General features: G+C 42.0%; 30 protein-coding genes and 1 tRNA gene. All 31 read left to right on the forward strand.

Going from position 1 to position 22,057, the window contains the following annotated elements; genetic code table 11:
• Nucleotides 1-178 precede the first annotated feature (178 nt).
• The 31 genes from PGRAN_RS02225 to PGRAN_RS02390 all read left to right on the forward strand — a co-directional run bounded on the left by PGRAN_RS02225 (nt 179) and on the right by PGRAN_RS02390 (nt 22,049).
• Complete coding sequence (locus PGRAN_RS02225; RefSeq protein ID WP_036064723.1) at nt 179-406, forward strand: hypothetical protein; 228 nt, start codon at nt 179-181, stop codon at nt 404-406.
• Nucleotides 403-729 carry a hypothetical protein gene (locus PGRAN_RS02230; RefSeq protein ID WP_036064724.1) on the forward strand — a complete coding sequence of 109 codons (327 nt, stop codon included), beginning with the start codon at nt 403-405 and terminating at the stop codon, nt 727-729. The genes PGRAN_RS02225 and PGRAN_RS02230 overlap by 4 nt, the downstream gene beginning before the upstream one ends.
• On the forward strand, nt 726-2,684 hold the full coding sequence (locus PGRAN_RS02235; protein ID WP_036064725.1) for an AAA family ATPase: 1,959 nt from the start codon (nt 726-728) through the stop codon (nt 2,682-2,684). The genes PGRAN_RS02230 and PGRAN_RS02235 overlap by 4 nt, the downstream gene beginning before the upstream one ends.
• Entirely contained in the window at nt 2,677-3,444 is a 768-nt protein-coding gene (gene bet / locus PGRAN_RS02240; RefSeq protein WP_036064726.1) for a phage recombination protein Bet, read from the forward strand. The genes PGRAN_RS02235 and bet overlap by 8 nt, the downstream gene beginning before the upstream one ends.
• Nucleotides 3,444-4,166 carry an MBL fold metallo-hydrolase gene (locus PGRAN_RS02245; RefSeq protein WP_036064727.1) on the forward strand — a complete coding sequence of 241 codons (723 nt, stop codon included), beginning with the start codon at nt 3,444-3,446 and terminating at the stop codon, nt 4,164-4,166. The genes bet and PGRAN_RS02245 overlap by 1 nt, the downstream gene beginning before the upstream one ends.
• Nucleotides 4,159-5,034 carry a DnaD domain protein gene (locus PGRAN_RS15470; RefSeq protein ID WP_051998389.1) on the forward strand — a complete coding sequence of 292 codons (876 nt, stop codon included), beginning with the start codon at nt 4,159-4,161 and terminating at the stop codon, nt 5,032-5,034. The genes PGRAN_RS02245 and PGRAN_RS15470 overlap by 8 nt, the downstream gene beginning before the upstream one ends.
• Nucleotides 4,967-5,821 carry an ATP-binding protein gene (locus PGRAN_RS16125; RefSeq protein WP_159101104.1) on the forward strand — a complete coding sequence of 285 codons (855 nt, stop codon included), beginning with the start codon at nt 4,967-4,969 and terminating at the stop codon, nt 5,819-5,821. Before PGRAN_RS15470 ends, PGRAN_RS16125 begins: the two co-directional genes overlap by 68 nt.
• A 21-nt stretch (nt 5,822-5,842) precedes the next feature.
• Nucleotides 5,843-6,034, forward strand: coding sequence for a hypothetical protein (locus tag PGRAN_RS02260; protein ID WP_036064729.1), 192 nt, complete (start codon nt 5,843-5,845; stop codon nt 6,032-6,034).
• A gap of 227 nt (nt 6,035-6,261) precedes the next feature.
• Nucleotides 6,262-6,453, forward strand: coding sequence for a hypothetical protein (locus PGRAN_RS02270; RefSeq protein WP_036064733.1), 192 nt, complete (start codon nt 6,262-6,264; stop codon nt 6,451-6,453).
• Nucleotides 6,450-6,773 carry a hypothetical protein gene (locus PGRAN_RS02275; protein WP_036064735.1) on the forward strand — a complete coding sequence of 108 codons (324 nt, stop codon included), beginning with the start codon at nt 6,450-6,452 and terminating at the stop codon, nt 6,771-6,773. Before PGRAN_RS02270 ends, PGRAN_RS02275 begins: the two co-directional genes overlap by 4 nt.
• Nucleotides 6,766-7,215, forward strand: a complete 450-nt coding sequence (locus PGRAN_RS02280; protein WP_036064737.1) for a RusA family crossover junction endodeoxyribonuclease — start codon at nt 6,766-6,768, stop codon at nt 7,213-7,215. Before PGRAN_RS02275 ends, PGRAN_RS02280 begins: the two co-directional genes overlap by 8 nt.
• Nucleotides 7,216-7,308: 93 nt before the next feature.
• Nucleotides 7,309-7,824: a hypothetical protein gene (locus PGRAN_RS02285; RefSeq protein ID WP_036064739.1), complete on the forward strand. Its 516-nt coding sequence runs from the start codon at nt 7,309-7,311 to the stop codon at nt 7,822-7,824.
• Nucleotides 7,825-7,864: 40 nt separating this feature from the next.
• Complete coding sequence (locus PGRAN_RS02290) at nt 7,865-8,320, forward strand: class I SAM-dependent methyltransferase (protein WP_036064741.1); 456 nt, start codon at nt 7,865-7,867, stop codon at nt 8,318-8,320.
• A 12-nt stretch (nt 8,321-8,332) separates the two neighbouring features.
• Complete coding sequence (locus tag PGRAN_RS02295) at nt 8,333-8,659, forward strand: hypothetical protein (protein WP_036064743.1); 327 nt, start codon at nt 8,333-8,335, stop codon at nt 8,657-8,659.
• Complete coding sequence (locus tag PGRAN_RS02300; protein WP_036064745.1) at nt 8,656-9,015, forward strand: hypothetical protein; 360 nt, start codon at nt 8,656-8,658, stop codon at nt 9,013-9,015. The genes PGRAN_RS02295 and PGRAN_RS02300 overlap by 4 nt, the downstream gene beginning before the upstream one ends.
• A gap of 15 nt (nt 9,016-9,030) precedes the next feature.
• Nucleotides 9,031-9,309, forward strand: coding sequence for a hypothetical protein (locus PGRAN_RS02305; protein WP_036064747.1), 279 nt, complete (start codon nt 9,031-9,033; stop codon nt 9,307-9,309).
• Nucleotides 9,310-9,344: 35 nt separating this feature from the next.
• Entirely contained in the window at nt 9,345-9,482 is a 138-nt protein-coding gene (locus PGRAN_RS17840; RefSeq protein ID WP_479481392.1) for a DUF3850 domain-containing protein, read from the forward strand.
• Nucleotides 9,483-9,496: 14 nt separating this feature from the next.
• Complete coding sequence (locus tag PGRAN_RS02310; RefSeq protein WP_036064749.1) at nt 9,497-10,186, forward strand: putative HNHc nuclease; 690 nt, start codon at nt 9,497-9,499, stop codon at nt 10,184-10,186.
• Nucleotides 10,187-10,197: 11 nt separating this feature from the next.
• Nucleotides 10,198-10,602, forward strand: a complete 405-nt coding sequence (locus PGRAN_RS02315) for a hypothetical protein (RefSeq protein WP_036064751.1) — start codon at nt 10,198-10,200, stop codon at nt 10,600-10,602.
• 73 nt (nt 10,603-10,675) lie between these two features.
• On the forward strand, nt 10,676-11,197 hold the full coding sequence (locus PGRAN_RS02320; protein WP_036064752.1) for a hypothetical protein: 522 nt from the start codon (nt 10,676-10,678) through the stop codon (nt 11,195-11,197).
• A gap of 157 nt (nt 11,198-11,354) precedes the next feature.
• Nucleotides 11,355-11,427: transfer RNA gene (locus tag PGRAN_RS02325), tRNA-Asn, on the forward strand.
• A gap of 288 nt (nt 11,428-11,715) precedes the next feature.
• Complete coding sequence (locus PGRAN_RS02330) at nt 11,716-12,252, forward strand: hypothetical protein (protein WP_036064753.1); 537 nt, start codon at nt 11,716-11,718, stop codon at nt 12,250-12,252.
• A gap of 106 nt (nt 12,253-12,358) precedes the next feature.
• Nucleotides 12,359-13,189 (forward strand): hypothetical protein, encoded by an 831-nt coding sequence (locus PGRAN_RS02335; RefSeq protein WP_051998390.1) that lies wholly within the window; start codon nt 12,359-12,361, stop codon nt 13,187-13,189.
• Between the two features lie 63 nt (nt 13,190-13,252).
• Complete coding sequence (locus PGRAN_RS02340; RefSeq protein WP_036064754.1) at nt 13,253-14,716, forward strand: polysaccharide deacetylase family protein; 1,464 nt, start codon at nt 13,253-13,255, stop codon at nt 14,714-14,716.
• A 169-nt stretch (nt 14,717-14,885) separates the two neighbouring features.
• Nucleotides 14,886-15,149, forward strand: coding sequence for a DUF6275 family protein (locus PGRAN_RS02345; RefSeq protein WP_036065242.1), 264 nt, complete (start codon nt 14,886-14,888; stop codon nt 15,147-15,149).
• A gap of 515 nt (nt 15,150-15,664) precedes the next feature.
• Nucleotides 15,665-15,949 carry a hypothetical protein gene (locus tag PGRAN_RS02360; RefSeq protein ID WP_036064760.1) on the forward strand — a complete coding sequence of 95 codons (285 nt, stop codon included), beginning with the start codon at nt 15,665-15,667 and terminating at the stop codon, nt 15,947-15,949.
• Nucleotides 15,950-15,991: 42 nt separating this feature from the next.
• Nucleotides 15,992-16,783 carry a phage terminase small subunit gene (gene terS, locus PGRAN_RS02365; protein WP_036064761.1) on the forward strand — a complete coding sequence of 264 codons (792 nt, stop codon included), beginning with the start codon at nt 15,992-15,994 and terminating at the stop codon, nt 16,781-16,783.
• A complete protein-coding gene (gene terL, locus PGRAN_RS02370; protein WP_420911961.1) occupies nt 16,758-18,227 on the forward strand; it encodes a phage terminase large subunit in 1,470 nt (489 codons plus the stop codon). The genes terS and terL overlap by 26 nt, the downstream gene beginning before the upstream one ends.
• 19 nt (nt 18,228-18,246) lie before the next feature.
• Nucleotides 18,247-20,424 (forward strand): anti-CBASS protein Acb1 family protein, encoded by a 2,178-nt coding sequence (locus tag PGRAN_RS16130; protein WP_077914557.1) that lies wholly within the window; start codon nt 18,247-18,249, stop codon nt 20,422-20,424.
• Nucleotides 20,425-20,485: 61 nt separating this feature from the next.
• The gene (locus PGRAN_RS02385; RefSeq protein ID WP_036064763.1) at nt 20,486-21,598 is read left to right on the forward strand and encodes a DUF2213 domain-containing protein; all 1,113 of its coding nucleotides are present in this window, start codon (nt 20,486-20,488) and stop codon (nt 21,596-21,598) included.
• Nucleotide 21,599: 1 nt separating this feature from the next.
• A complete protein-coding gene (locus PGRAN_RS02390) occupies nt 21,600-22,049 on the forward strand; it encodes a structural cement protein Gp24 (RefSeq protein WP_036064764.1) in 450 nt (149 codons plus the stop codon).
• Nucleotides 22,050-22,057: the final 8 nt, after the last annotated feature.

The raw sequence follows: 22,057 nt of genomic DNA on the forward strand, positions 1-22,057 counted from the left end.
AGGTTATGTATTCGGGATCATCGGGTTTGTGGTTTTTGTACTTTTGTTGTGCCGATTCAAACGAGAAGACAAATAAAAAACACCCTTTGCAGAGGGTGCTCATATATGGCTGTTCGCCACATAACTCACTTTTATTATATGCGAACAGCCCCAAAATTACAAGATAGGGGTTTTTATTATGAAATTTAGTGTTGTAGAAATGCTAGAAATAGCAATCGATGCAAGGCGGTTGCTAGCAGATGAAATATTCAGATGTGAGGGTGCGCTGATGAGTGCTAGTCATCCCGCGAAAATAAGGCGTTTAAAACGTAAATTCGAGCAATCAACAAAAAGACATAGTGAGGTTCAAGTATCAATTGAGAAGCTATCAAAAATTGAAGTGGAATTATGGGGGGATGAAAAATGAAAAATCAAGAGGCTGTTAAGTTTCAGGAAGCTTTATTTCATGCAAAGCAACTAAGTACTATTGCAAGTTTTAACCCGAACATCATGGTAATAAGCGCTGTGGGGTTTCGCGACTCGGAAAATGGGATTATAGACATAGCTTCTAGTAGTAGTTCTACATTGGACGAACACAAAAAATTAATGGAAGGCATGATTAGTGGAGTTATTGAGACGCTAATTGGTAGTGAAGATCCAGACGATATCGTAGAGATGTATGCAGAAATAACTGCAAAGGCCATGGTTAAGGTTTTGAAAGACAGGGAAGCGAGGGAGGCTCAAAGATGAAAAATATACGACTAATCAATCTCAAACTACGCAATTTTAAAGGTATTAAAGAGTTCGAACTTGTCACTGGTCAAAATGATAAGCTTACGATTTTTGGCGCTAACAATTCAGGTAAGACATCTACTTTTGACGCTTTTACATGGTTGCTTTTCGACAAAGACAGTAACAATAAAAAAGATTTCCCAATCAAGACGTTGGATGAGAGCGGTAAGGATATTCACTTGCTGGAGCATGAGGTATCTGCGGTTCTTGATGTAGATGGGATACCTCTAGAACTCAAAAAAGTCTACAAAGAAAAGTGGACAAAGAAAACGGGTGCTATCGAAAAAGAGCTTACAAGCCACACTACAGATCATTACATCAATGAAGTTAAGGCCACGAAGAAAGAGTACACAGCACGTGTTGCGGAATTGATTGACGAAGACACATTCAAGATGATTACATCACCTACGTACTTCGGCGAACAACTCAAGTGGCAAGATCAGCGTGACGTAGTAATGACAATCGCGGGCGATGTTACGGATCAAGAAGTTTTTGAATCAGACGCAACGCTAGCGGAGTTACAGGCTTTGCTAGGCAATCATAGTGTTTCAGAAAAGCGCAAAATCGCTACTCAAAAGCGTAAGGATATCAACTCACAACTTGATGGACTACCAGGGATAATTGCTGAATTACATCGGAATTTACCGGACGTTTCAGGATTAAGTCACCAAGAAATTGAGGATGAAATCCAAGGTTATCAATTATCGAAAGAGGAGAAGGAAGCAGAACTACAAAACATTCGAAATGGATCACATTCCAGCGAGCTAGCGATTCAGAAAGCAAAAATTGAAGGTGAGCTTCAAGAAATAAAGAATCGGCATCAAACAGAGGTATACGCGGATATTTCAAAAAAAAGAGATCAGCTTTCAGAAATGGAACGGAGCCTATACGAGTTACAAAATAACAAGACAAACATCGAAAATACGATTCAACGAATGAAAAATGACATCACGAACAACAACCGTAAGCGTGATGATTTACGCGAAAAGTGGGCAACGAAAAATGCTGAAACATTTAGTCAGCATAGAACCACATGCCCGACTTGTAATCAAGAATTACCGAGTGAAGATATAGCGGCAGCGGAAGCCAAGTTTAACTCAGATAAAGCCGAAGAACTAAAAGCGATTGCAGATCAAGGTGGAGCGGCCGGAGCAATTGTTGAAACGACCGAGGCATTGCTGGAGGCAGAGTTAACAGCAATTAAAGAACTACACGGATCTATCCAAAATGCAAATGTAGATATTGCTATGGAAAAAGACAATCTTGCCGCTATGGAAGCTAACGCGACGAAAGTTGAGAACACAGGTGACTACGTTACTAAATATCAAGAATTAGAAGAAGTGAAAAAACAAATGGAAGACAGTTCACAAAGTGCTACAGTTCGAGAATCTGAAATTAGGAACGCAATCGGTAAATGTGACAACGCCATGGCCGCTTTACGTACCGATTTATCTAAATTTGAGACGATATCTAACATGAATGCTCGTATTGATGAGCTGAAAGCAGAACAATCAAAGCTTTCCGAGCTGTTCAATGAACAAGAGAAAATCATTTACCTAACGAATCAGTTTAGCCGAGCAAAAGCAAAATTGCTTGAAGGTCGCATTAACAACAAGTTCAAGCTGGTTCGCTTCAAATTGTTTAAAGAGCTTATGAATGGCGGTCTAGAGGAGTGTTGCGAGGCGACTGTTGAGGGTGTGCCGTACAACTCGGGTCTTAACACAGCGGCAAGAATAAACGGTGGTCTGGACATCATAAACTCACTGAATGAACATTACCAAGCTACGGCAACAATTTTCATCGACAATCGCGAATCAGTTACTGATTTGATTGAGACGAAAGCCCAAGTAATAAGTCTAGAAGTTTCTAAGAAAGATAAAAAATTGAGAGTGGAGGAATTTAAAAATGAGTAATGTGGAGCAAGAATCACAGAATAAAATATTAGAAAAGCCAGTTGTTTACGAAGCCAACGGAGAAGAGGTCAAGTTAAGTGGGAATATGATTAGGCAATACCTTGTGAGCGGGGATGCTGATGTATCAGATCAGGAAATTGTTATGTTTTTGCAACTGTGTAAATATCAAAAACTTAATCCATTTTTACGAGAAGCATATCTAGTGAAGTTTAAAAATAAAAACGGCGCAGATAAACCAGCTCAAATCATCGTATCAAAAGAAGCTTTTATGAAACGTGCAGAAATCCATCCTCAATATGACGGTTTATCCGCAGGAATAATCGTTGAACGTGATGGTGAAATGAAAGAATTAGAAGGTGCTATCAAACTTAGTAAAGACAAATTGATAGGTGGATGGGCCACCGTTTATCGCAAGGATAGAAATAGACCTATTGAAATAAAAATTAGCCTTGGTGAGTTCAGTAAGGGCCAATCGACTTGGAACTCGATGCCCCTAACAATGATTCGCAAAACGGCTATTGTAAATGCGATGCGAGAAGCTTTTCCAGAAGCGCTTGGAAATATGTACACCGAGGAAGAATCGGCTGAAACAGTTCCTGTTCTGGATGTCGAAAAGGTCGTACAGGAAGAGATTGAAACTCATGCCAATTTAGAAGTACTAGATATACCTAAAGCTGATGAAGTGATGCAAGATTTCAATGAGATTGTAAACGAGCCAGAACTCGAACCAGTTGTCCAACCAGGGAAAGCGCCGTTCTAATGATTATCAAGACATTAGCATCAGGAAGCAAAGGGAATGCCTATCTATTGTCAGACGGGCATTCTGAATTGCTTCTAGAATGCGGTATATCGTTCAAGAAAATTCGCGAAGGTCTAGGCTTCAACTTATCGAAAATAGCAGGATGTCTGGTCTCTCACGAGCACGGAGATCACACTGCAGGTGTTAAGAAAATGTTACAAGAAACCAGTATCCCTTTATTTGCATCAGAAGGCACCTTAGAGGCTTTAAAAATTCAAGATAAACAAATGCTTAAGTTAGTAAATAAAACGCCGTCATCGGTCGCTACGTTCCGAATTATGCCGTTTGAGGTACAACATGATGCTGTCGAACCTCTCGGATTCATGATTGATTCGGTAAAAACGAAAGAACGTTTAGTTTTCATTACAGACAGCTATTACGTCAAATACAAGTTTCCGAAAATGGACTATCTCATGATTGAGTGCAATTACGCAGCTGACATCTTGGAAGCGAATGTCGAGTCTGGCCGCGTACACAGAACGCAGAAGAAACGTGTTTTACAATCCCATTTCAGTATCGAGAACGTCAAAGACTTTCTAAGAGCAAACGATCTGTCAAAACTAAAAGAGATACACCTATTACACATTTCTGATTCAAACGGAGATCCGCAGAGGTTTAAACAAGAAATACAAGCGTTGACTGGTATTCCAGTTTACATCGCAAGGAGCGATAAAAATGAGTGACTCACTGAAAATACAAGGCATATACGCGCAAGGTTACGGCATGATTGCTAAAACGGTTATGCGAGATAAAGAGCTGAGTATCGAGGCAAAGAGCATTTATTCATACTTAGCAAGTTTTGCGGGCGCTGGAAGCACTGCTTTTCCTACGATTGAGCTGATGCTAGGGGAATTAAATATAAGCCGTGATCGCTTTTACAAGCACCGTAAACAGCTAGTCGAAAAAGGTTACATCAAAATCATTCAGAGCAAGGGCGAAAAAGGCCTTCAAAAGAAAAACGTGTACGAAATAGTCAACAATCCAGATCCAGAAAATCCGCAGTCGCAAAATAAGGCTACGGACGATGAACCGCAGTCGAGTTATCCGGAGTCGTGTTATCCGACTGCGGAAAATAAGGAGTCGGATAACAAGGACGGTATAAGTAACAGTCTTATAATTAACAATCTTATAAATAACAATACTAATAATAAACATAAAGAAGCCGCCGCTCTTGTAGACAGTGATAATAACATATCTAGTGTAGACGAAAAAGTAGCGGCAGCGGCAGTAAATCCATTTACGACTTATCAGGTGAATATCGGCACACTAAACGCTATACAGACTGAGGCCATGCTGAAATGGGTTGAGGAGACGGATGCAGAGTTTGTTAATTACGCAGTAGAGCGAGCCGCATTGAGAGGCGCATACAGTTATTCGCTCGTCGACAGCTTGCTGAGCGAATGGACGAAAGCCAACATAGCGGATGCCGAAAAAGCGAAAGCATACGAAATGCAAAAAGAACGGCGAAAGGGCGGTGGATATCGTGGAAAACAACCTAACGAACGCGCTGGGCGCTATCAGTCGAAAGCTAGGTACAAACCTAAAACTTGATTACGCAGAGGAATACTGCAACAGCGATCAGCATCCGCTAAAGAAAGACGTGCAGAAAATTATCGTCGCTGGATCAAGTGTGTGTCCGCTATGTGAATCTATCCGACATTCCGCCGAGCTTTCACGTGAACAATCAGAAATACACGCTAGAACGACACATCGCCAAGTACATGATTTTATTAGTGAAAACAGCTTATTGTCTGACAAAGGCTTGTTACAAGCGGGTTTTAAGAATTACAACGTAGAGGACAAGAATAGCGAGGCGGGCGTGAACAAGCAAAAGGCTATCAAAGCATTTAAGCATTACGAGGCTGGAAATGCCTTTAATACTCTATTTGTCGGAATGCCAGGTGTGGGGAAATCACATTTAGCGATGGCGATGTTGCGATCACTCAACGAGGCAAAAGCCGGAGAAGCAAAGTGTTTGTTTATCAAGGTTGATAAGCTCATGAATGCAATTCGAGAGACGTTCAACAGTGGCTATACTGGCGATAAAAACGAGATGTATTATATCCAGTTGCTACTTGAGGCGGATTATCTAGTACTAGACGATTTGGGCGCTGAATCAGGCTCACTGGATCGCAACAGCAAGGCTACCGATTTTGTGCATAGAGTGCTTTACACGGTGCTAGATGGCAGGCAAGATGTCGGGACAATCATCACCAGTAACCTCGCAGAAGAGGAGCTACCCGAGATTTACGACACAAAACTGGTATCAAGAATACGCAAAAATAACTACCTCATCGAGTTTGTAGACACTGACGACAAGCGAATTAAAAAGCATTGAATTAGATTAGGAGTGATGAATTTGTTAGCGACTGCAGAAAAAGTAAATTTAGTCGGTTTTGACGGGCCTGATCCCAAATACGTTATTTTCTGGATTCGTGACGGCAAGCAAGTTGCGAAAACGGTTTGCTATGACGATGAGGACTACAGGAATGCGATGGCTCAAGCGTGGAAACACGAAGGATTCGAGGTAATTAAGAATGCAGGTTCCTGAGTTCAAAGAAAAAATAGCCGAGTTAGGATTGACTTATAATTTGGATGATTACTGGGGGTACACGGTGCATGGAAAGGGGAAAATGCTTGTATCTATAAGCAGTGAGGCTCGATTCAGAACTTTTATATCTAGCGATGTTTCTTTCCTAAATCATGATGTAGCAATGGCGATGCTCCGTGTAGTCACTGAGTTTACAGCTACACCCATTGAGGAAAGGAGCGATTTAATTGCAAAATGATTTCAAAGTAGGCGATTATGCCAAATTTATTCGCAAGATACGCGGTGTAAAGCTAAAAATAGGCAACAGCTATGAGGTTGTGAAAGTCCATAAAACAACTGTTAGGCTGCGGGACTGGAACCAAATCTGGACGATTCCATTTGAGGCGATTGAAAAAGTCGAATTGGAGGTGGAACGATGATTTATAAGATACCTGTACTTGCACAATACCAGGAACCCTATATTTTTATCGAAAAGGAGCTAGATGGCGCTAAGGCATCACTGAACGAATGTCTAGCGGTGTCATGCGTGGCAAATAGTTGGGCCGAAATAGCTGAATTTTGCCAAGTGAATGGGTTGGAGTTCGTAGCAGATGATTCCCAAAGTGGTGAATCAACTGTATACGAGGTGCAATACCGTTTTAGCAGGCGGGGGCAAGCGCACAAGGTAATAATTACTGAACAACCTGATACAGAGCATGTTCAAGTAATTCGCACAGGAAGGGTGATTTGGGATGAGTAAGCGGACATTAGAGTTTGACATTCCGCTGGAACCAGTAGCGCAAGGTAGACCCATTTTTTCAAAGTTTGGCGGCGCTCGTGATCCAGAGAAGTCCAAAAAATACAAAGACCAGATTAAACAAATGCTTAGATTCAACAAGCCTGATAAGCCGCTAGAAGGACCGTTGCTGGTCGATTTGACATTCTACCGAGAAATCCCTTCAACGTTCAGTAAAAAGAAAAGAGCGGCGGCACTGGCGGGGAGGTTGCTCCCTACGCAACGACCTGATGTTGACAACTACGCAAAAGCGATTTTGGATTCGATATCCGGAAATCTATACCAGGATGACAGCCAAGTTACAGAGCTAAGATGCAGAAAAAGATACTCGGAATACTTGCATACACATGTTATTATACGCGAACTACAGGATAGCAAGCCGGAACAGATAGCACTTGAAATATAAATAACGATATCTAGGAGGAATTAATTATGTTGAATTTTAAAGCAACTTTAAAAAAGCGCAGCGGCGACGACGGTAGGAACGAAAATAACGCTAGTGGTCGAAGACGGATCATTAAACGGGCAGATCGAAGAACTCTTCAAACAAATTGATGCGAATGTTGCAGTTTCGCTAGAGCCTGGCCGAGTTGCTTATTCAGAAAGTGTTGATCCGCAGACGAATGCGCCAACAATATCTTATGCAATTGGGGCGGATGGATTAGTTCAAGCATTTACTCAAGAAAAACTTGACCTCGAACTCGAGGAGCTGGATGAGATTCAACGCGAAAGCCTAATCGATGTCGAGCAAGTCGATTTCTACATCAACAACAATCCGCCTGAAAACTTCCCGGAACTTGATTTTGATGGATACCGCGTTATGAAAATGCGCATGGAAGACGGCTTGTCTGACGAGGATATCGCAGAAGAATTGCAAACGACACCAACCGTACTGCGTGTGAAAATCGATGAGTACCGCCAGCGTGTCGCTCCTAAGGCGAAGGCGTGGGTGGATCATCACAAGAACGCGAAGAAAGATTCCAACGTAGTAGCCATCAAAGAAACACAAGAATAAAATATCGGGCGGGAAACCGCCCTTTCAAGTAGGTGCTGGGATGAAAAGAATACTAGATGTATGCTGCGGTAGCCGAATGTTCTGGTTCGATAAAAAGCGCGAAGATACGATCTACATGGACATCCGACGAGAGACATTCACACTACACGGCAAGCATGTAAATGTGGTTCCGGACATTATCGGCGATTTCCGAGACATACCTTTTGAGAACAATACATTTTGCCACGTAGTATTTGATCCACCGCATCTGAAATGGGCCGGAAAGAACTCAATCATGAAAGCGCAATACGGCCAGTTAGATAAGGACACGTGGAAAGACGACATAGAAAATGGATTTCATGAGTGTATGCGGGTGCTAAAGCCGGACGGAACGCTAAATTTCAAATGGAGCGATTGCCAGATACCGGTTAGACAAGTTCTCGAGGCAATACCATATAAACCGTTATACGGTCAGCAGCGTGGGACAACGCACTGGATGACATTTATTAAAGATTAGGATGTGAATCAAATGAGCTTTGAACAGTTAGATTTATTCACGGAAATCGAAGAACCAGAAGTAGAAGTTCAACATGTAGGAGTGCCCTGCACACAACTAAATGTACTGCTCGCCATCAAGGAAATTCAAGCACTAACAGGGCGCAAGATAGTCGCTACACACGGATGCTATCGAGGCAAAACGGTATATCAGCCTGAGAGCGAGTATAAGACATTTTTTAAATTTGAGACAGGCATCTGTTACGTAGACGAGTTCTTGCAGCTGTGGATCATAAACGGCAATCCAAAGAAGCGACTGTATGACAAATTCGGCGTTTTGAGTGACGGGGTGAGATTATGACAAATCCAATGCCGATCACAATAAACCGAATGCGTCGATACGAATTATACGAGGCTATCGCAGATGCTGAAAAGCGCGGGTACAGGGTCGTTAGTGATGTACGTCATAACTACGCAGAAGGTAAAACGTATCACAAAGAAGGCGCTTTTTTTAGGCAAGACAGCGTATCAGATACTAACAAATACACAGTGAGGATGATTAAGCCGATGAAAAAAGATGAGAGGGAAACTGAAATACAGAGTTTTATGGACTCGCTAACACACTGCGAAAAGGTCACCGAGGACGAGATGGAGACATGGAGCGATAAGCGGATTGAGGTTGCTTACGATCAGTTACGGAGCGAAATGGATAGTTGAGGAGGGTGAGGCGCATTGAATGCAAAAGAAGTCAGGGCTTTGATGCTTACGTCAGTCGATGAAATTGTAGAAGAAACTACAGAAGCATGTGCAAAATTAGCGAGGAAAGGCAAAACGAGTCTCAAGGTCCGAAAATATGGATTTGAGGATATGTTGCGGACAAATGAACATCAATTGAAAATATTAAATAAGCTGAGAGAGCTAGGGTTTGAGGCGGAACATATAAGAGAAAGCGGCCAATTTTGGGATTCGTATCTATATGTTTCTTGGAAGGAGCAGGAAAATGAGTCGTGAAATTATTTTTAGAGGTAAAGCTGTAGCAAATATCGATGATTTTGCTTCATGAATACGAAAACGGTATATATACAGGTGAAATCCTGTGCGTTCGAATAACCTACATTTCAGATTACAATCAGCCACCAGGGCAAGTAGTGTTAAGTATCGAGGTGCAATCAAAAGAAATTTGAAGGGACTGATCCAAATGACTACGTTCGCCAAAATTCGCGATGTGCGAGAAAAGGGTGGTAGACAGCTCGTCATTGTCGAATTTGACGAGCCTATGCCAAAGTACCAATTAGAGAAAATGAGCCCAGAAATCGAGATACAGCTACACGACGGACGCCGTAAATCACCAGGGCAGAATAAACTGATCCACGCGCTGCTGAATGAAATAACAGTAGCGTATGTGGGGTCTAGCACTTCTATACAAAGGAAAATCGATTTAGAGTACACGAAAAGCACTATGAAAGCCATGTTTGCGGATGAATTGGGACGAAATAGCTTCTCGGTCGGTAAAGCGAATATGACCGAGGCTACGGACTTTATAGAGTACCTAATCAATTTCTGTATTCGAGAAGGCATCGAGCTAAAGAACAGTGATATGTACAAGGATTACAACCTGCAGCACTGGTCATTCTGTTGCTTGATTCACGGCAAATGTGCTATAAGCGGCGTAAAACAGGGCGTTGAAAAGCATCATGCGAAGAACCTTGTAGGCATGGGGCGTAATCGCAGAAATTTGGATCATCTTGATTCGTATTTTATATCGCTATCAGCCGTCTATCACGAAGAAGCGCATAAGTTGGGCTGGACAGATTTTAGCAAGAAATATCATGTTGAATGCGTGAAACTAAGCGCTGAATGGATTAAAAAGTTAGGAATCAGTAAATGAGGAGGACGAATATGAAAGAGGAAACACTGAATTGGAAGATAGGCCCCATTATTGAACACGGGTGGGCGACTCAAAATGGTTGTGCATTACGAATAAACGCGAATGGGGTGTTCTATAACAGCGAAGGAGAAGAAATAAAAGCACCATTGGATATTGAAGCAGCATTCAGAAAGGCGTTAAACGTCGATTTCGCTTTAAGTGAGCATCAGCAAGTTATCTTTGATTACCTGGTAGAAAACGAGTACAACATGGATGATGTGTTCACGGCTGTGGGTGAGATTGGGAATGACTATTTCAACTGCGAGGGATATACTCCAATTCCTGCGATAGTAGTGGCTTACGGTGAGCTAGAAGGAGATCGGATTGCGCAGGTTATATGCCGATTCCTAGACTACCAAGCAAAAAAAGACAAATAAAAAACCAGAACGCATTCGCTCCGGCAAGGTATTTCTACTCGACATAGAAATTATACCATAGGAGGGCGTTCTGGTGGAACAATTATCATTATTTAATGCCAATAATATAGAGATCGATATTACATCAACACGGCGTAATATTTGGATTGAGGTAGAGCGATACCAGCACGCACAACACGTAATCAAACGGAATGGTAGAGCTAAGGTTAATTTGGGGGCACAACAGATCAGTGATATGCCAAGTGTCCCACAAAATGAATATACATCAAATGTGGAACGCGCTGTAATTGAGGCGCAGACAGAGCTTGAAGATGCGAAATTCTATGTTGAAGAGTTTGACGACGCAATGGAACAGATCACGAACTACAAAACGCGGGATGCCGACATCCGTTCCAGGCGTCGTGAAATCTTTAAATACACCTTCTTAAAAGGATGGGGCCGGACCCGCATTTGTGCGGAATTTGCAATTAGCGAAACGCTGTACTATGAAGAAGAACGGGAGGCAATCAAGCAGTTTAGCCGCAATATGGGCTGCTATGCGATTGCTCATAAAAACAGCAAAAGGAAAGAAGGGATGTTTGTTGATAAGCACTAATTTTGAAAAGGTGGAATATCACAGGAATATGAGCGGGATATTCCCGGAAAAACTCCGTGATATTTACCATCAAAATCATGATATTATGTTATTGTCGAGTAGTGAGGGAAACATAATTTCGACCCCCGAGTTATGTTTTCCTACACCTTGCAATCGATGACGATTAGCTCAGATGGTAGAGCGCCGCACTGTTAATGCGATTGTCGCAGGTTCGAGCCCTGCATCGTCAGTTTTTAGTGAAACATATTTCATAGAGCGCGAACGCCTCTTAAACAACTTGACGAAGTGAACAACGTCGTGCGGTTGAAAATGAATCTAAGGTCATGAACTTAGAACAGAGAGTAAACTGTAGCAGTTTAAAGTCACGATAAACAAGGCGGGCCAGTCGCGTTGTATGAAGTATGTTTCACTATTTCTGAAATACTTTCTCCTTTTACACCTACTTGCTCTTGCAGGTAGGTGGTTTTATTTGGTATAGTGAAAATGGTTTCAAATAAAAATAGAAAGAGGATGAAGCAATGAATAAATGGAGAAATGCCCTGTATAGTTCTTTGGATGAGTTAAGGGGTTCGGAAGTATCAAGCGAGGTTGATGGGATTCTTTTGGTATTAGGCATTGAATTAGGTATCAAAGTGAGTTTGACACAAAAGCTAGACAGTCCTATCTTGAGAATTCAAGAGAGGATAGATTATTTAGTTACTGAGAAGATTGTTTATGAAGAATTTATAGTTAGATCGGTGTTTAGTCGTATTGATGAATTGCTAACTGAACATCAGAAAAACAGGTTTAATGTTCTGCTTAACTGGGAAAGAGCTTTGGATTCTGAAATATTGTCAGATGAGGCAGAGGCGAAGATAAAACAAATTAAATCAAAAGTCTATGAATTAGAAATTATTAAATTGATGGATACTTGGTCGATGATAAAATGTAAATATTATTCACAAATGAAACAAGAGGAGTATAAGTTTGAATTTACTACAAGCCAGCTCGGAAAACTAGGCGCGCTTCCAGATGAAGCTAAAGACAAAACATTTGCAAGCTTGTCTGATGAGTAGAATGTTCTCATAAACCGGAATGAGGTTTATTATTTCGTATACAGTTGGAGCTACAGTCTTTCAAAATTAATGATATTCTAAAGGAGCTTGGGAGGCGGAAACTATTATGCCTAAAGAAAAAACTGAAGAAGTTGCAGGTGTCTTAGTAGACTCATTTGTTGAAGCATCTGCTCAATATGCAGGAGACACAGCAAAAGAACTAACAAAGGATATTGTAGGAGAAGGTATAGCTGAAATCGCAATGGAATTGGGCATTGATACTGCGGCTTCGGTAATACCTGGTATTGGCGGTGCAATTACTAGCTATAGATACAATCAGAAGCTGAGAAAATTAGGAGCATTACTTGTAGCTTTATCCCATCGATCAGATGAAATAGAGTCTAGTATGAAGCTACTTAGCGAAGAAAACAAGGAAAAATTAGATTCGATTATGGAACTCATGGTAGAAAAAAGTATGAGCACAATGCAAGAGGAAAAAATCAATTATATGGTTAATGGCTTTGTTGAGATTGCAAAACACGAAGAAATTTCTTTTGATATTGCTTATTTATACTATGATACTTTGGATCGATTAACTTTATTAGACATAGGAGTACTTAATTTCTACGCTAGTTTAGGCATCGATCAAAAAACGTATAAAGATGTTTTAGAAGAGTTTAGTATAGATTACTCGCAGTATACTGCTGTCAGAGAAAATCTAAATAGGATGGGGCTTGTTCAAACCGCGCTTGAAATAAATGAGTTAGATGACTTGAAAAATATTGTTAGCACAGTAGACGCAATGCAAGATTCGTTAGAAAGCGTTACTACAGCACTTTCAAATCCTAAAAAGAAATTTAAAAATTATAAGAAAAGTAGATTGAAATTAAAAAGTAAAGACAATATGAAAATAACTAAATTTGGTAAAGAACTAATGAGTTTTTTCATAAGCGAATAAATTTATCTAGAGCACTACTAATATTGAGAGCCATTCGGCTCTTTTTTTATTGGAGGAATGAAGATGACAATCAACGATATAAACGTAGAAATGAAGTACCCGCCGTTATTACCGCGTCCCGATTCAATCAAACTCGGGAATTTAAGCAGCGCAACAAAAATCGACCTCGGATCAGAGCTGAAAATTGAATACTCAATAGAACCTAAGATGGCCGCGCAGGCTGTCTTATTTTTTTCGGATAGTTCCATCATGGATATAAGCGAGAGTGGAGTTATAACAGCAAAGGCGGCGGGAACGGCAAGTATTAAAGTTCAAGCCGCGGCTCGTGCCAGTGTATTCGTTGAGGTGAGCATCGATGTAGTAGTTCCTGCAGTAAATCCAATAACAGCTCTAGCCGATCCATTTATCAGTACAGCAGAATGGCTATTACAGACGGCAACAGCAAATACATCCCGAGCGGTTGATCTCGTCAATACCAACAATACGCAGAGCACGAAAATAACAGGGACTGACGGCAATTTCGTCACAATACGTAATAAAGTAGCCCACATTGATTTAAGCGCTCAAACAGGCGCTAAACTATCTTTCTACGTGCATGATTTGACGAAGGTTAGCCGGATATCATTTTATTTTGCAAATGACGTTACAATCACAGCAACAGCGATGAAGGTGTTCCAAGCAACTGATCTAAAGCAAGGCTGGAACAAAATTGCATTTTCACTAGATAGCATGACGAAAGCAGGAACATTTAGCTTCAGCAAAGAGATTCTAGGTATGCAGGTAAGGATGGACCCTGTAGCTGGCCAGACTGCTGCAGTGTCATTCGATGCGCTGGAAACAGTAAGTGCTGTGCGAGGGAATGCAATCTTTACGATGGATGACAACTGGACAGATCAGTACACGAAAGCTTATCCGATTTTGAAAGACCAAGGATTACGCGGGAACATCGCAGTAATTAAAAATAAAGTAGACGCAGCCGGCTATATGACTAAAGCGAATCTTAGTGAAGTCTATGAGAATCGCTGGGACTTACTGAATCACACTAGCACGCATCCCGAATTAAATCTCATCACAAAAGCGGAACAGAAAACAGAATTGGACGGTTGCCGCGATTATCTCAATATTAACGGATTTAACCGTGCGTCAGATTGCGTAGTTTACCCGAAAGGCGGATATAATGCGGATTTATTAGCAGTACAGGCGGAGGCGAATTATCGCTGGGGTAGATCGTTGATAAACGGTATCGATGTAGATGCACCAAACAGCAATTACCTGGTAAAAACAATTAACCTGGTACCTGTTATCACATTAGCGCAGGCGAAAGCGGCTGTGGATGAAGCGTACAAAGTTGGTGGTACAGTAGTTTTCTTGATTCACAAGTTAGTTCCGGAGGCAGAAATCGCAACAGATACGATGTTCTACAGTATAGAGCGATACGAAGCACTGGCCGCGTATGTGGCTGAGAAGATTGCAGAGAAGAAAATAAACAATGTAACGGTCAGTGAATGGATAGAAATGAGTAAGTAAAGGAGCATGATTCATGTTTAAAAAAGATGTATCACCAAAACCGGTAACGAAAAACATGTTTCCAAAGCCACCTGGATACGGATGCGACCATCACTTGTCACCTGAACAAACCATAAGAGTGTACGAAAGGTTAATGCGTAAATATGAAAAAAACGAGGAGGAAGTAAAAATGGATAATCAAGACTTTATTGATAAATGTAAGGACCTTGTGGTTGGATACGCAAATGAGCGACTGGATAAGACTGATGGCGAGAAGATTAGCGAGGATGACGTGTTTGTGGTGTGGAGTTGTAAGACGTTACAAAACAGTAAAGCGCTACTAAGCACGACGCTATCGGATGGCATGTATTACGAGTTAACGTTGAATGGGGATAAAGGCGAGATTTATCTGGATGCCTATAAAAAGTGGGAGAACATTAAGTATGATGTGTAATCATGAGACTGCGGACAGGAAGGCGATTCTGGAATTCGGAGAGTCTACAGTAGTTTTGCATGGATGGATGTTCGTGCCAACACCGCAGCCATTCAGTGCATCCAGGTCAATCATGTATCCAGTCCTAAGAGGATATACAATTGCTGAGATAACATATCTAAATGGACCGTTTGAAGGCCGAGAAGAATCTGTTAGATGCTCCGAAGTGCTATGTGATGCTGATGGAGCGTTTGAAGTTCGTAGAGGCAGAGAGGTAATAATGAAACGTATAGAAGGAGTGAACCAGCTATGATGCTTGAGTTAGGAACGATTGCTGTTAATGTGAAACCTCATATAGAATTTCTATCCCCTGATGCCAGTAGATGCTTGACCTGCGGGGGAATAGGCGTTGTTAAACATTATGTTGGTTATGCAGTAGCAAATGGAACGTCATTCGCTGAGCCCAAATTAACTGCTTGCCCAGTCTGTAATGGCAGACGCTGAAAAATAAAAATATCTAAATTGGAGGAATTAAAATGAAATATCGTAAGAAACCGGTGGAAATTGAAGCGTTTGTCTGGACAGGAAATTTTGAGCAAAAAGAAGACCCTGTTTGGATAGTTCAGGCCATTGATAGTGGCACTGTAGTTATCCCACATTACGAGGATTCAGCCGCCAAATACGGATTTTTAGCAATGGAAATCAAAACTCTAGAGGGTGTTATGATTGCAAAACAAGGGGACTACGTTATCCAAGGAGTACAGGGTGAAATATACCCTTGCAAACCAGACATATTTGAGGCGACATACGAAAAGGTTTAACAACTGAAAACAAACTCTAACACATGAGGGGGTGGAACAATTATGGCGCAGAAACGGAACCCGCTACGCGACGAAGCAAAGCAAATGTGGCTAGAATCAGGTGGACTATTGAAGCTGGCGGAAATCGCGGCCAAATTGGAGAAGCCGCCTAGCACGATACGCAAATGGAAATCCCAGGACAAATGGGACAAGGATATCAATGAGAGCGCTCCGAATGACAAAGGGAGCGCTCCTTTACGTTCTAAAGCTATGCTAGGCAACAAGAACGCTACGGGGAACAAGGGTGGCAAGGGAGCGCCGAAAGGGAACGACTATGCGAAAGGGAACGCAGGAGGTGGAGCGCCACCTTCGAATGAGAACGCTTTGAAAACAGGCGAGTTCCGAACAATTGTGTGGGAACAACTCTCCGATGCTCAAAAAGAGCTGTTTGACTCCATTCCTGATGATCCTATCAAACAGATTACGGCTACAATTAAAGAATATGAAGTAAGAAAGCACGGAATAATCATCCTGCTCAATCAGGCTCGGGAGGATCTTGCCGAAATTGAAGAACAAGAGGAAGCGGCGCATCAAGTAGATAAAATTTTAAGCATAGAGGACGCGCTCACACGTGTAACTAATCATCTTGTGAAGGCAATCAAGCAAAAGAGTGATTTAGAGCTAGCCAGCGCACGAAAGAAGTTGGTGCAGACGCAAACGGACGTTAACAAAGAGAAGCTTTACCGCCCTTCTACCGTTGAAGACGAGAAGGTAGAGAACAAAGCGCCTCCTGATATGACTCAGTTGAGCATAGAGGAGTTGAGGAACCTTGCAAAGCTCACAAAACTTAGTTAAAACCGAAGAAGAGCTGTATATCGAGATGATTAACGAAGAAGCCAACAAGGAGCTAGCACGGCGTTCCTACCGCGATTATGTCGAATATGCGCATTTCGGGATGTACAAGCATTTCCCACATACGGATCTCATTTGTGAGCATTTACAGCCCATTGCGGACGGTGAACAGAAATTCATTATTATTGAAATGCCTCCTCGGCACGGTAAATCTATGACGACGACCGAAACATTCCCATCGTATTATGTGATGAAGAACCCTACAAAGCGTGTTATTACAGTATCTTACGCGGACACGCTAGCCCGTAAATTCGGGCGGAAGAACCGTGATAAGGTGCGTTTAGTCGGTCAAAAGCTGTTCAATGTGAATATATCGCCGCTAGTTTCAAAAGCAAATGATTGGGAGCTTGAGAACTCTGGCGGAGGCATGATAAGTGTTGGTATCACTGGTGGTGCGACTGGTCACGGCGCCGATTTACTAGTTATCGATGATCCATTCAAGAATAGAGAAGAAGCCGAGTCGCTACTCATGCGTGATAAGGTGTTTGAGGAGTGGGAAAGCACATTCCTTACTCGTTTGCACGGCGGAGGTAGCATCGTAATCATCATGACAAGGTGGCACGAGGACGACCTTATCGGACGACTGCTCAAGAAAAGCAATTTCAAGTGGGAGCGGCTTAGATTACCGGCTATCGCAGAGGATGAGAACGACCTGCTACAGCGTGAGGTTGGCGAGCCTCTTTGCCCTGGGCTTGGTTATGATAAAAAGTGGGCGGACGATAAGAAAATACAGGTTGGATCGCGTACATGGGCTTCTTTGTACCAGCAACGACCATCGCCTGCAGATGGTAATATATTTAAACGACACTGGATCAGATATTATGTGCCAGACGAAGAATTTAGACGTAAATATGATTTGGGCGACGAGGTGAAAGTATTGCCTCGTCTATTTGATGTGAGCGCGCAATCGTGGGACTGCGCATTTAAGGATACCAAAAAATCCGACTTTGTGGCAGGTCACGTGTGGAGTGTAAAAGGCGCTAACTTTTTCATGCGTGACCGCGATCATGACAGGATGGACATTATACGTACCATGCAAGGTATTCGAAATATGACGACTAAATGGCCTAACGCGACTGCTAAATATGTTGAGGACAAGGCAAACGGTCCAGCAGTAATACAAATGCTGAAAGACCAAATAAGCGGTCTTATACCTATAGAGCCAAACGGCGGTAAAGAAGCGCGTGCGAATGCTGTTGCTCCTCTATTTGAAGCGGGTAATGTATTTCTCCCACATCCACTCTATAAACCATGGTCGGAAGACGTAGTGGAGGAGCTGGTCTCATTCCCTAATGGGCAACACGACGATGATGTGGATGCTGCAACCCAAGTACTCAACAAGTTGCGAGGACATACAACATCGCTAAAAGACAGGTACAACTATTAAATACCAAGGTGGTGAGTTAATGAGTATCACAGAAGATTTACAACAGCTACGGCAAGATGCCAAGGAGAACCGCAATGATTTCATGCTTGGGAATGGGAAGGGTGACCCCAAAGACAACCTCACAAGACAAAGGCCTGGTGCAGCTAAAATACTAACGTTTAACGACTGCAAGAATCTGTACGCTTCTAACGGTATTGTTAAAAACATTATTGACATTATACCTGAAGACATGACAAGGGCAGGTTGGACCCTGAAAACAGAGAATAAAGAGGTGAAAAAAGCGATTGAATCTAAATGGCGGCAGCTGAAAACTAAGGATAAGTTTCGGAAGTTGTTTGCTGATGACAGGTTATACGGGGACGGTTATATCTCGGTTGGCGCAATTAGTAACAGCGTAGACAATGGTGCAAATCTAACACAGGCTATCGACATGGAGAAACTTAAGAAAGTACCTTATCTAAATGCTTTTTCCGCACAAAAAGTTAGCCGTTTTTACACCAATGAAGATATGTTTAGTGCTAATTATGGTGAGGTCGAGCAATTTGAGATTAGCAGACGATCTCGCATTGGCAGTCAGATCATGTCTGTAGGCGGTATGAGTGATACAACCCAAGAAATAGTCCACCAGTCAAGAATCTTGCATCAACAATCGCTTAGATTTGAGGATGAGCCAGATGGCAGGTCTGTACTAGAGGGATTGTATGACATTATCATCGTTATGGATACATCACTATGGAGCGTTGGTCAAATCCTGTATGATTATGCATTCAAGGTGTTCAAATCACCCAAAGTAGACAATATGACGAAGAAAGATAAAGCTGAAATTGGGATGCTGATGGACTTTAAGTTCAGGACGGAAGCACTGGCACTGATTGGCGGGGATGAGGAGTTGAAAAAAGAATCTACTCCAACAACTGGCATGAAAGATTTACTGGATTACGGTTGGGATTACCTCTCTGGTGTTGTGCGAATGCCAAAAAGTGTTTTACGAGGCCAAGAAGCTGGAACGCTGACAGGTGCGCAATATGACGTCATGAACTATTACGCACGTGTGAGTTCGATGCAAGAAAACCAGTTAAGGCCTCACTTGGAATACTTGACTAGGTTGTTGATGTGCTGTGATGACGATGCTGGACCTAAAATTGATCCCGATACTTTCGAATGGGCAATAGAGTTCAATCCTTTGTGGTCCGTTGATTCAAAAACAGATGCCGAAATACGGAAATTGACTGCAGATGCGGACAAGATTTATATCGATAGTGGCGTTGTTGATCCAGAAGAAGTCTATGATACGCGTTTTGGGCGCTTTGGTGTGGAGAATACGAGCAAATTCAACGCGGACAGCTTAGAGGAAATAGACGAGATAGCTAAAAAGGTATTAGAAGCCTATAACGCTAATAGGCTGGTAGCCATGGCTAAACGAATGCCAATAACGCGATATCCGCACAATGTAGAGAGAGCTTATGCTAAAAATATGCTGAGGCTCACACAGCAGATCGCTGACATTGTTTTGTATGAATTTGATAGCAATATAGCCCCTGAAATTAATTCTCGAAATATACGCTTTGACGGCTATATAGTTGACAGTATCTTTCAAAAAAGTTTAGACAGAATAAAAGCACTCACATTAGGTATTTTTACAGCTAAAGAGAAGTATTCTATCGCCAGTAAGTTCGTTAGAGCGAGTAATAGCACAGCTAAGACCCAATTTGTGAATCAAATGGAGGTTGCCGGTGTTGACCCGACAAAAACAGAGCCCTGGTTAAATGATTACATGGATGAGGCAATTGCTGAAAATGTAAGTTATATCGGCAGTATCGGGGATGAATACAACGCCAAAACAGAGCAAATTATACTACGAGGAGCAAAAGAAGGGCGTTCAAGTCAAGAAATACGAGATGAATTAGTAGACCAGATAGGAATGACGGAAAATAAGGCTAAGTTTATTGCGAGAGATCAGACAGGTTCGCTTTTTGGGGGCCTGACAACGATGCGACATAAAAAAGCAGGAATACCAGGATTTATGTGGTCTGATTCAGGCGATAGCAGGGTTAGGCCGAAACACGTTGAGTATAACGGTCAGTATTTCTCTTACGATGACCCAAATGCTCCGATTCCTGGTAAGGATTATGCCTGCAGGTGTGTAGCTATTCCTGAATTTGATCCATCTAAAATACCTGAATATATAGCGGCTTAGAAGGTGTTAACAATCTGTTAATGCCTTTTTATTATGCCCTGAAAGGTGGTGAGAACATGAAATGAGAGTACAACGGTATGATCGATCGTATATTACTGATTCGAATTTGACGGAGACGGCTGAGGGGTATCTCACTGTGCGAGCTCCAGTAACAAAACCGGGCGTTTTTCCATACATGCGTGGAGATGGTGGAGTGTCTATGGAAGTAAAGCTACCTGACGAGTTATTTTCAGAGGGCGTATTACAATCTATGAATGCTAAACCAGTCACAGACAATCACCCAACTGAATTAGTCACCGCTGCTAATTACAGTAAGTATTCAAAAGGCATGACACATACAGATTCAGCAGTTAGTGACAATAAACTGTTTGTATCATTTACGATTACTGATTCTGATACGATTCAAAAGGTGAAGAACGGTAAACGCGAGCTTTCGCTAGGCTTTTCAGCTGACATTAAAGACGAAAGTGGCACATATGACGGAATTAAGTACGATTCCGTACAGAGGAATATGAAGATTAACCACCTCGCAATCGTTGATAAGGGGCGTGTTGGTTCAGAAGCGGCAATCAGAGGAGATTCAGCGGCCTTTATGGTTGATGCAGCTGATATTAATAAACAAGGAGGCAACAATAACATGGCTAAATTAGTTCTAGACAGTAAAGAGTATGAGGTGGATTCGGTTGTTAAATCGCGCATCGATACATTAGAAGCGCAGTTATCGGCCGAAAAAGTGAAATCTGGCTCCATTGACACAATTACAGGTGAACGTGATGGTTTCAAAACAAAGTTGGAGACTGCAGAGTCTGAACTTGCAACATTGAAAGATAGCGCCCTTACACTTGATAAAGTCGAAGAAATCGCGGAAGCACGCGTGGCAATGATTAATACAGCGCAAAACTTCTTAGGTGATTCTTTTGATTTCAAAGGTAAGACTGAACAGGCGATTAAGGAGGCTGTTATCCAGACGGCTGATAGTACCTTTAAAGCAGATGGAAAATCAGAGGACTATGTTAATGCCTATTATGATGCTATGACGGCAAATCATAAAGGCTTTACAGCTGATGCAGGTTTTGGAAAGCCAAGTGATAAGGCGGCTGCGGCAAAAGAAAAGGAAGAAATCGATGCTAAGAAGCAAGGTCGGTTGAATATGAGAAAGAAAGGAGAGCAATAATATGACGATTCCAGTAGGACAAGAGTATATGGACCCGAATATTGGTATTGGGAAGTTAGCAAATTACCAAAACACACAGGCGGATAGCGCGGTTGTAGAGGGAACAATTCCATTTGGTTCAGCTGTACAGTTTTCTGATGGTGTAGCTAAGGTCTTGAGTGATAAGGATTTTTATGGCGTTGCGCTAGCCAAGGAGTATGTCCAAGAGCTGTATGGAGATAAAATCGGTAACTATGAAGAAAAAGAAATGGTGGCTGTCGTTCGTCGGGGTGTTATTTGCGTGCATGTTGAGGAAGATGTTGTCGATGGGGAGAAAGCGGCTGCTAATAAAGCTACAGGAACCTTTTTACCAGCTACATCCCCCGTAGGTACAAAAACCGAGCCAATCGGTCGTTTCAAAACCACTGCACAGGCAGGCGGGCTAGCACATTTAGAGATTAATTTGCCTTAATTGGCGAA

Origin of the sequence: Listeria grandensis FSL F6-0971 (genome assembly GCF_000525835.1) — a bacterium.
Taxonomy (GTDB): Bacteria; Bacillota; Bacilli; order Lactobacillales; family Listeriaceae; genus Listeria_A; species Listeria_A grandensis.